The organism is Streptomyces sp. NPDC057010, assembly GCF_042673805.1.
Taxonomy (GTDB): Bacteria; Actinomycetota; Actinomycetes; order Streptomycetales; family Streptomycetaceae; genus Streptomyces.
The window spans coordinates 1-8,933 of the sequence record NZ_JBHUSC010000099.1 but is presented as its reverse complement, the minus strand read 5'-3'; the positions used below and the strand labels follow the sequence as shown (position 1 = coordinate 8,933).

The 8,933-nt window shown below is 72.7% G+C and carries 9 protein-coding genes; 3 read left to right on the top strand and 6 right to left on the bottom strand.

The genetic code is table 11. From position 1 onward, the window contains the following. Nucleotides 1-398 precede the first annotated feature (398 nt). Together ACFTXQ_RS35870 and ACFTXQ_RS35865 are read right to left on the bottom strand one after the other, a co-directional pair. A complete protein-coding gene (locus tag ACFTXQ_RS35870) occupies nucleotides 399-1,325 on the bottom strand; it encodes a glutaminase (protein WP_382649666.1) in 927 nt (308 codons plus the stop codon). A gap of 6 nt (nucleotides 1,326-1,331) precedes the next feature. Further along, on the bottom strand, nucleotides 1,332-2,024 hold the full coding sequence (locus tag ACFTXQ_RS35865) for a demethylmenaquinone methyltransferase (protein WP_382649663.1): 693 nt from the start codon (nucleotides 2,022-2,024) through the stop codon (nucleotides 1,332-1,334). A gap of 225 nt (nucleotides 2,025-2,249) precedes the next feature. Between ACFTXQ_RS35865 and ACFTXQ_RS35860 the strand changes: the two genes are divergently transcribed. Further along, complete coding sequence (locus ACFTXQ_RS35860) at nucleotides 2,250-3,176, top strand: DUF3152 domain-containing protein (protein ID WP_382649661.1); 927 nt, start codon at nucleotides 2,250-2,252, stop codon at nucleotides 3,174-3,176. A gap of 52 nt (nucleotides 3,177-3,228) precedes the next feature. Beyond that, nucleotides 3,229-3,528, top strand: coding sequence for a helix-turn-helix transcriptional regulator (locus ACFTXQ_RS35855; protein WP_382649658.1), 300 nt, complete (start codon nucleotides 3,229-3,231; stop codon nucleotides 3,526-3,528). Here ACFTXQ_RS35855 and ACFTXQ_RS35850 read toward each other — a convergent pair. From ACFTXQ_RS35850 to ACFTXQ_RS35835, 4 genes are all read right to left on the bottom strand, one after another. Continuing rightward, nucleotides 3,494-4,141: a hypothetical protein gene (locus ACFTXQ_RS35850; RefSeq protein WP_382649655.1), complete on the bottom strand. Its 648-nt coding sequence runs from the start codon at nucleotides 4,139-4,141 to the stop codon at nucleotides 3,494-3,496. The genes ACFTXQ_RS35855 and ACFTXQ_RS35850 overlap by 35 nt on opposite strands. 11 nt (nucleotides 4,142-4,152) lie before the next feature. Then, the gene (mqnC, locus tag ACFTXQ_RS35845) at nucleotides 4,153-5,352 is read right to left on the bottom strand and encodes a cyclic dehypoxanthinyl futalosine synthase (protein WP_382649653.1); all 1,200 of its coding nucleotides are present in this window, start codon (nucleotides 5,350-5,352) and stop codon (nucleotides 4,153-4,155) included. A 78-nt stretch (nucleotides 5,353-5,430) separates the two neighbouring features. After that, nucleotides 5,431-7,260 carry a protein kinase gene (locus ACFTXQ_RS35840; protein WP_382649650.1) on the bottom strand — a complete coding sequence of 610 codons (1,830 nt, stop codon included), beginning with the start codon at nucleotides 7,258-7,260 and terminating at the stop codon, nucleotides 5,431-5,433. A gap of 213 nt (nucleotides 7,261-7,473) precedes the next feature. Beyond that, complete coding sequence (locus ACFTXQ_RS35835; protein WP_382649647.1) at nucleotides 7,474-8,337, bottom strand: menaquinone biosynthetic enzyme MqnA/MqnD family protein; 864 nt, start codon at nucleotides 8,335-8,337, stop codon at nucleotides 7,474-7,476. Between the two features lie 237 nt (nucleotides 8,338-8,574). Between ACFTXQ_RS35835 and ACFTXQ_RS35830 the strand changes: the two genes are divergently transcribed. Continuing rightward, complete coding sequence (locus ACFTXQ_RS35830) at nucleotides 8,575-8,778, top strand: cold-shock protein (RefSeq protein WP_030012116.1); 204 nt, start codon at nucleotides 8,575-8,577, stop codon at nucleotides 8,776-8,778. The last annotated feature ends 155 nt before the right edge of the window (nucleotides 8,779-8,933 follow it).

Sequence of the window (8,933 nt, the reverse complement as noted above, 5' to 3'; positions counted from 1 at the left end):
GCGACCGCAGGGAGCGCCCTTGAGGGACCGGCCCGACACGGAAGGACGATGGGCAGCCGGGAAACCCCCAAGGCTTCTCTGGTTCCGCCCGGCCGAAGCCCCGAACCGTCCCCCGGCCCAGCGCGGGGCCCGAGGGGTGAAAGCCCCGCACCCGCGTCAGCCCGTACAGGACTGCCCGCGCCCGCCCCGGCCCCGAGGGGGCGGGTGGGCAACCACCGATCCGGGGCGGGGGCCCGAGGGGGTGAAGGCCCCGCACCCGCGTGAGCCCGTACAAGACAAGCGCCCGCCCCGGCCCCGAGGCGGCGGGTGGGCAGCCCCCGATCCGGGGCGGGGGCCCGAGGGGGTGAAGGCCCCCCACGCGCGTGGGACCGTACAACGCGCCCCCATGAGCGTCAGCCCTAGAACACCGACAGGCCCGTCAGCGTCGTGAAGCGGTCCAGGGCGGCCACGCCCGCGACCGAGTTGCCCTGGGCGTCCAGGCCGGGGCTCCAGACCGCCACCGCGCACTGGCCCGGTACGACCGCCACGATGCCCCCGCCGACCCCGCTCTTGCCCGGCAGCCCCACGCGGTAGGCGAACTCCCCCGCCGCGTCGTACGTCCCGCACGTCAGCATCACCGCGTTGATCTGCTTCGCCTCGCTGCGCGTCAGCAGCCGCGTCCCGTCCGCCCGCACCCCGTGCCGTGCCAGGAACAGTCCGGCCCGCGCCAGGTCGGCGCAGGTCATCTCGATGGAGCACTGCCAGAAGTAGTGGTCCAGCAGCGCCGGCACCGGGTTGTCGATGTTCCCGTACGAGGCCATGAAGTGGGCGACGGCCGCGTTCCGGTCGCCGTGCTCGTGCTCGGAGGCCGCGACCTCCGCGTCGAAGCCGATGTCCGGGTTGCCGCTCTCCTCCCGCAGGAACCTCAGCACCTCGCTGCTCGCGTCGCCCGTGAGCGTCTGCAGCCGGTCGGTCACGACCAGCGCCCCCGCATTGATGAACGGATTGCGCGGAATGCCGTTCTCGTACTCCAGTTGTACGAGCGAGTTGAAGGGGTTGCCGGAGGGCTCCCGGCCCACCCGCTCCCACAGGCTGTCCCCGCCCTCCGCCAGCGCGAGCGCCAGCGCGAAGACCTTGGTGATGGACTGGGTGGAGAAGGGGACCCGCCAGTCCCCGACCCCGAACGCGTTGCCGTCGAGGTCCACGATCGCCATCCCGAACCGCCGCGGCTCCACGGACGCGAGCGCCGGGATGTACTCGGCCGGCGTGCCGCTGCCGATCAGCGGGGCGATGTCCTGCGCGATCTGCTCCAGCAGCGTCACGTAGTCGAAGGGCACGGCGTCCACCGCGGGCTATTCCTTCGTGCCGCGGTGCAGCGCCACGATGCCGCCGCTCAGGTTGCGCCAGGCGACCTTCCCCCAGCCGGCCTTCTGCAGCAGCGCGGCCAGCGCCGGCTGGTCGGGCCACTCGCGGATGGACTCGGCGAGGTACACGTACGCGTCGGGGTTGGAGGAGACGGCGCGGGCCACGGGCGGCAGGGCCCGCATCAGGTACTCCGTGTACACGGTCCGGAAGGGGGCCCACGTCGGCTGCGAGAACTCGCAGATGACGACCTGGCCGCCGGGCTTGGTCACCCGGTACAGCTCCCGCAGCGCGGCGTCGGTGTCCTGGACGTTGCGCAGTCCGAAGGAGATCGTCACGGTGTCGAAGACGCCGTCCTTGAACGGCAGCTTCGTCGCGTCGCCGGCCGTCAGCGGAAGCCAGGGGTTGCGCTTCTTGCCCTCCCGCAGCATGCCGAGCGAGAAGTCGCAGGGGACGACGTACGCGCCGGTGGCGGCGAAGGGCAGCGAGGAGGTCGCGGTCCCGGCGGCCAGGTCGAGGACGTGCTGTCCGGGACGAGCGCCGACCGCCTTGGCGACCTCCTTGCGCCAGAGCCGGGCCTGGCCCAGCGACAGGACGTCGTTGGTGAGGTCGTAGTTCGCCGCGACCCCGTCGAACATGGAGGCGACTTCGTGCGGCTGCTTGTCCAGGGAAGCGCGGGTCACTGGTGTTCGCCCCTCGGTGTGTCATGCGGATCGGCCGGTACGGGCCCATCCTCTCAGGCGGCACAGAGGAAACGGACAACTGGCCCGGAGGACAGTTACGGGCCGGGGGCCCCGGCACGTTGACTGGGGCCGGTACGGACCGGTACGGATCACCAATGGATCATGAGCCCGGACCGCACCGGCCGGCCTGATCCCTGGCGGCCGCCACGAACAAGGGGCTTCACGATGCCGGCAGGCCATTCCGACGGTCGCACCCGCAGCAGCAGTCCGCGCGCCAGACGCCGGGCCGAGCGGCGCAGACGGATGCGGCGCACGATCTTCCTCGGCTCCGCGGTCCTCGTCGCCGCGTCGGCGACCGCGTACGCGATGGCACCGGGGGACGAGACGACGAGCGTCGCGGACGGCCGGACGGCGGTCCGCCCGGACCGGTCGCAGGACGGGCAGCCCTCGGGAGGCTCCGGCGCCGCGTCGCGGGGCGGCCAGCGGGCCCCCGCTCCGGGCGCCTCCTCCCCCGCGCCCTCCCAGCCGGCCTCCGCCTCGCCCACCCCCACCCCCGGCGCCTCCGGGACGACCACCACGCCGGTCCCGGTCTCCGGTCCCGGGACCTTCAAGGCCTCGACCGCCGCCGGCGGCTCCCAGGGCAAGGGGACCGCGCTGCGCTGGCGGGTCGAGGTCGAGGAGGGCAGCGGCGTCGACCCGGACGCGGCCGCCCGCTCCGTCGAGGCGATCCTGGGGGACCCGCGCGGCTGGACCAGGGACCCGGCGTACGGCTTCCGCCTCGTCGGGGCCGGCCAGCCGGTGGACTTCACCGTGAGGATCGCGACGCCCACGACCACCGACCGGCTGTGCGAGGTGGTCACCCCCGAGCTGATCGGCGAGACCAACTGCCGGGCCGGCCACACCGTGGTGGTCAACCTCAAGCGCTGGCAGGAGGGTTCACCGCAGTTCAGCGGGCCGGTGGAGGAGTACCGGGCACTGATCGTCAACCACGAGGTCGGCCACGAGATAGGCCGCGATCACGAGACCTGCCCCGGCCCGGGCAAGCCCGCGCCCGCGATGATGCAGCAGATCAAGGGGCTGCTCGGCTGCCGGTCCAATGCGTGGCCCTACGACACGAGCGGAACTTATCTGTCCGGCCCGCACGTCCTGTAAGCGGGAGAGCCGGCCACGGGAAGGGCCGGCCGGGGGGCGAGGAGTGGTAACCGTGCGCGTCGTCAGCTTCACCGTGCCCGCCTGGTTCCCCGCCTACGACGACGCCCCGCTGCCGCCGCCGGTCCAGCTGACCGACCAGGAGTCGGCGGTGTTCCTGTGCCTGGCCACCGGCGCGTCCAACGCGGAGCTCGCCGCCGAGCTGCAACTGTCCGTCAGCACGGTCAAGTTCCACGTCGTCAACATACGGGCGAAGCTGGGCGGGATCAGCCGCCTCCAGGCCTGCCTGCTCGCCGCCCTGGCCCGTGAGGACACCGCCCTCAGCGGCGGCGATGCAGCAGTCGACCTCCGATGACCGTGGCCACGCAGCTCGCCGCGCCCCGGGCCGGCAGATCCTCGGTGCCGTCGGCGGCGAAGACCGAGAACCGGGCCGGGGCGCCCACCGCCAGGACCCCGTAGAAGGCTTCCTCGGCCGCGTCCCGCCCCGCGAAGGGGTCCAGGGAGGGAGGCGTCGGCGTCGGGGCCGCCGGGGGCAGGACGGTGAGCCCCGAGCGGACCACCGCCGTCCGCACCGCCGGGACGGTGAAGCGGCCGGTGACGGCCACGACCCCGCGGGCGAGGAGCTTCTGGGTGCCCCGGCGGGCGCTGTTGCCCCACCGCGCCTCGGTCATCTTCAGCGCTTCCAGCTCCGCCGCCCCGCTGATCGGTTCGCTGCCGAGCTCGGCGACCTCGTACGGGTCGTCGGGGTAGTACGTCCGCTCCAGCAGCACGTCCCCGCCGCGCACGAGCAGCCCCGGGGTCAGGACCCCGGGCCAGCGGCGGGCCCGTGCGTGCGGGTAGGCCGCGGCGAGCTCGGCGAACGGCCCCACGCCGGCGATCCGGTCGCCCTCGACGAGGACGGCGCCCCCGGGCAGGGGCGCGGAACCGGGCCCGGGGACGAGGAGTTCGGCGGTGTGCAGCGTCAGCATCGTCGGCCGGGTCAGTTCGTGGAGATGAGCTTCAGCTCGGGGTGCGCGGTGCCGCCTTCGATGGCGGTGGAGGAGATGTGCGAGACCACGCGGTCGTCGACCGGGTCGTTCGCCGGGTCGTCGTGCACCAGCAGGTGTTCGTACGTCGTCGCGCGCTGCGCCGGGGTGCGGCCCGCCTTGCGGATCAGGTCGATGATCTCCTGCCGGTTGGAGCGGTGCTTGGCACCGGCCGAGGAGACGACGTTCTCCTCCAGCATGATCGAGCCGAGGTCGTCCGCACCGTAGTGCAGGGAGAGCTGGCCCGCCTCCTTGCCGACGGTGAGCCAGGAGCCCTGGATGTGCGCGATGTTGTCGAGGAAGAGCCGCGCGATCGCGATCATGCGCAGGTACTCGAAGATCGTCGCCTGGGTGCGGCCCTTGAGGTGGTTGTTCTCGGGCTGGTACGTGTACGGGATGAAGGCGCGGAAGCCGCCCGTACGGTCCTGGGTGTCCCGGATCATCGCGATGTGCTCGATGCGCTCGGCGTTGGTCTCGCCGGTGCCCATCAGCATGGTGGAGGTGGACTCCACGCCCAGCTTGTGGGCGATCTCCATGATCTCCAGCCAGCGCTCGCCGGACTCCTTGAGCGGGGCGATCGCCTTGCGCGGGCGCTCCGGCAGCAGTTCGGCGCCGGCGCCGGCGAAGGAGTCGAGGCCGGCGGCGTGGATGCGCTGGATGGCCTCCTCCGCCGAGACGCCCGAGATGCGGGCCATGTGCTCGACCTCGGACGCGCCGAGGGAGTGGATGACCAGCTGCGGGAAGGCCTTCTTGATGGCGGAGAAGTGGTGCTCGTAGTACTCGACGCCGTAGTCCGGGTGGTGCCCGCCCTGGAACATGACCTGCGTGCCGCCGAGCTCCACGGTCTCCGCGCAGCGGCGCAGGATGTCGTCGAGGTCGCGGGACCAGCCCTTCTTCGTGTCCTTCGGGGCCGCGTAGAAGGCGCAGAACTTGCACGCCGTGACGCACACGTTCGTGTAGTTGATGTTGCGCTCGATGATGTACGTGGCGATGTGCTCGGTGCCGGCGTAGCGGCGGCGGCGCACCGCGTCGGCGGCCTGTCCGAGCGCGTGCAGGGGCGCGTGGCGGTAGAGGTCGAGCGCCTCTTCCTTGGTGATCCGGCCCCCCGCGGCGGCGCGGTCGAGGACAGACTGGAGAACGGCCTGGTCGGTCACCGGTGAGTCACCTTTCGGCGGTGTGTCTGTGTCAAGGTCCGGACCGATCCAGCCTACGCCAGGGCCTGGCGGTCGATTTCAGGGGCTACGGGTGAGGTCTCCCTCGGGGTTCCCGGCCGGGCTGTCGCCCGACTTGTAGTGCAGGGTGCCGTTGGGGTTGAGGGTGAAGCGCTCGTCGGCGGAGCCGTTGGAGCAGATGCCGGGGGCCGGGTTGGGGCCGCCCGCTGTGTCCAGGACGACGGAGCGGTCGGTGGCGGAGGCGAGCTTCCAGTCGCCGCTGCAGTCGGTGCCGAGGACGGCCAGGACCGACTTGTCCCGGGCGACGACCTCGCCGACCTTGCCGCCCTTGATGGTGATCTCGAACTCCGAGGAGACGCCGAGGCGGCCGGTGGTGACGGTGCCCTTCCAGGTGCCGATGAGCTCCTTGGGGACGTCGGTACGGGTTCCGCTCGCGCTCGGCGCGGCCGGGGAGGGGGTGACCGCCTCCGACGGGGTGGCTCCCTTCGGGGGCTGCGAGGCGGAGGCCCGCGGCCCGCCGTCGGCCGTGTCCCTGCGCCCGTCGCCCTGGCCGGGCAGCAGGCCCATCCCGTACAGCCCGCCGGAGAGCACCGCGAGGACGGCCGCCGCGGCCAGCACGAGCGTGCAGCTGAAGCGGCGGCCTGCGGCGCGGACGGTCACCTGCCGGGAGTCGGCCGCGGTACGGGGCCCGGGCACGCCCCCGCCGGCGGTCTCGGTGGACGATCCGTAGGGGCCGTACGGGCCTCCGGTGGGGGCGCCGGTGCCGGCAGACCCGTACCCGTGTCCCGCCGCCGGGCCGTAGGGGCCGCCCGCCGTCTCGGCCGGGGACCCGTACACCCCGGCACCGGTCCCGGGAGAGCCGTACGGGCCCGCCGCCGGACCTTGGCCTCCGTAGGAGGGGTCGGGGGCGCCGAAGCCGGCGGCCGCGGGGCCCCCGTGGGAGGCGGCGGTGAAGGGGACCGGGCCCGACGCCTGCTCCGGAGCCGCGCCGCCCCCGGCGGGTTCGGCCTCCAGGTCGAGCAGGGCCACCGCGGCCCGGCTGGCCTCCTCGACCAGGGGCGCGGGCAGCCAGCCGGGGGCGCCCAGGGCGCCGCCGAGGGCCGCGGCGACGGCCTCGGGGGCCGGGCGGTCGGCCGCGGTCTTGGCCAGGCAGGCCTCGATCAGCCCGCGCAGCTCCCCGGCCGGGACGGCGCCCAGCTCGGGCGGTTCGTGGACGACCTTGTAGAGGAGGGTCGCCGAGTTGTCCCCGGTGAAGGGCGGCCGGCCCGTCGCGGCGAAGGCCAGTACGGCGCCGAGGGAGAACACGTCGGCCGCGCCGGTGATCCCCTTGCCGAGGATCTGCTCGGGGGACATGTAGCCCGGCGAGCCGACGGATACCCCGGTGGAGGTGAGCGAGGCGGTGCCGTCCGTGGCCCGGGCGATCCCGAAGTCGATCAGCCGGGGCCCGTCGAGGGTCAGCATCACGTTGGACGGCTTCACGTCCCGGTGGACGAGGCCCAGGCCGTGTACGGCCACCAGGGCGCGGGCCAGCCCCGCGCCGATGGCCCGTACCGAGGCCTCGGGGAGCGGCCCGTGGGCGGCCACCGCCCGGTCCAGGGAGGGCCCCGCCACGTAGCCGGTGGCCACCCACGGCACCGGAGCCTCGGGGTCCGCGTCGAGGACGGGAGCGGTCCACTCGCCGCCGACCTTCCGGGCGGCCTCGACCTCGCGGCGGAACCGGGCCCGGAACTCCTCGTCGGCCGCGAAGTGCGGGTGCACGATCTTGACGGCGACGGTCCGGCCGCCCGCGCTGCGCCCCAGGTAGACCCGGCCCATCCCACCGGCGCCGAGCCGGCCGAGCAGCCGGTACGCGCCGATGGTCCGCGGTTCGCCGGCTTCGAGCGGCTGCATCGCGTTCCCCCCTCGCCCGGGATCCCGGGCCCCTCGTCCCACCTGGCCAAGCAGCACATTAGGGGGTGTGCGGGCGGACCGGGCCGCGTATTCCCCTTTCGCATTCGCGGGGGGTGACGGGAATGTGAAAGTCCGGGGAATTCGAGGAGAACGGCATATCCCGTCATTCCCGGATCTTCCGGCGCCCCGCGCGTCACCGCTGGGTAATTCCGGTCAGCGCTCCACGGCGGCCGCGTCCAGGAGCTCGACGGACACGTCCGCCGGATAGCCGGTGGTGGCCCCGGTACGGCGCGCGAATTCCCTTACGCCGGCCAGTTGTTCGTGGCCGAAGCGGAAGTCGAGCGTCGTGAAGTACCGCTCCAGCAGCTCCGCGTCGAAGGCTTCCCAGCGGGCCGCCTGCTCGGCGACCTTCGCCACCTCTTCGAGGGACACGTCCCGGGAGGCGAGGAAGGCCTCGTGGACCTCGCGCACGACGTGGGGCTCGCGGGCGAGGTAGTCCTTGCGGGCGGCCCAGACGGCGAAGACGAAAGGCAGCCCGGTCCACTCCTTCCACATCTGCCCCAGGTCGTGCACGGCCAGGCCGAGCCGGGGGGCGTCGTGGAGGGAGGCGCGCAGCGCGGCGTCGCCGATCAGTACGGCCGCGTCCGCCTCCTGCATCATCAGGCCGAGGTCGGGCGGGCAGGTGAAGTAGTCCGGCTGGACCCCGTACCGCTCGGAAAGCAGCAGCTGGGCGAGGCGTACGGAGGTGCGGGAGGTCGAGCCGAGGGCGACGCGGGCGCCGTCGAGCTGCTCCAGCGGCACCTGCGAGACGATCACGCAGGACATCACGGGGCCGTCGCAGCCGACGGCGAGGTCGGGGAAGGCGACGAGCCGGTCCGCGTTGCGGAGGAATTCGACGAGGGTGATCGGGGCGATGTCGAGCTCCCCCCGGACGAGGCTCTCGCTCAGCTTCTCGGGGCTGTCCTTGGTCAGCTCCACGTCCAGCAGCGTGCCGGTGCGGGCGAGCCCCCAGTAGAGGGGCAGGCAGTTCAGGAACTGGATGTGGCCGACGCGGGGCCGGCTGCGATAGACGTCCACATCGCGAGACTAGCCCCCGGGTCCCCGTCAGCCTTCCGGCGGGTCTCAAACGTCCGAGTGACGTGATCTTTCCCTCTGGTCTCGGCCGCGGGGTGCGTGCTAGGCTCGACGCAAGTTGCAGTTTGGTTTCCCTTGCAGTACGAGGCCTGCGGAGAATGTGACCCGCAGGCTTTTGTAGTTTTCAGACTTCTTAGCAGGTTCTGGAGCAGGGCGACCCTTTGGCCCATAGGAGGGCTCATGGCTACCGGAACCGTGAAGTGGTTCAACGCTGAAAAGGGCTTCGGCTTCATCGCCCAGGACGGCGGCGGCCCGGATGTCTTCGTCCACTACTCCGCGATCAACGCCTCTGGCTTCCGCTCCCTCGAGGAGAACCAGACGGTGAACTTCGACGTCACGCAGGGTCCGAAGGGCCCGCAGGCGGAGAACGTCACCCCGGCCTAATCGCCTGGGCCAACCTAATCGCGGTTGGATAGCAGTACCCAAGGAGCCCTGTCACCTCTGCGCGAGCAGAGCGGCAGGGCTCCTGCCTTTCCCCTCCCGGGTGGGGTGGCGGGTACGACGCAGGCCGCCCCGGCACCGTTGACACGGTGCCGGGG

Coding starts and splice junctions, on each gene's coding strand:
- ACFTXQ_RS35840 (WP_382649650.1), bottom strand. CDS start 7,260: ATGCAGCCGCTCGAAGCCGGCGAACCGCGGACCATCGGCGCGTACCGG.
- ACFTXQ_RS35860 (WP_382649661.1), top strand. CDS start 2,250: ATGCCGGCAGGCCATTCCGACGGTCGCACCCGCAGCAGCAGTCCGCGC.
- ACFTXQ_RS35830 (WP_030012116.1), top strand. CDS start 8,575: ATGGCTACCGGAACCGTGAAGTGGTTCAACGCTGAAAAGGGCTTCGGC.
- ACFTXQ_RS35850 (WP_382649655.1), bottom strand. CDS start 4,141: ATGCTGACGCTGCACACCGCCGAACTCCTCGTCCCCGGGCCCGGTTCC.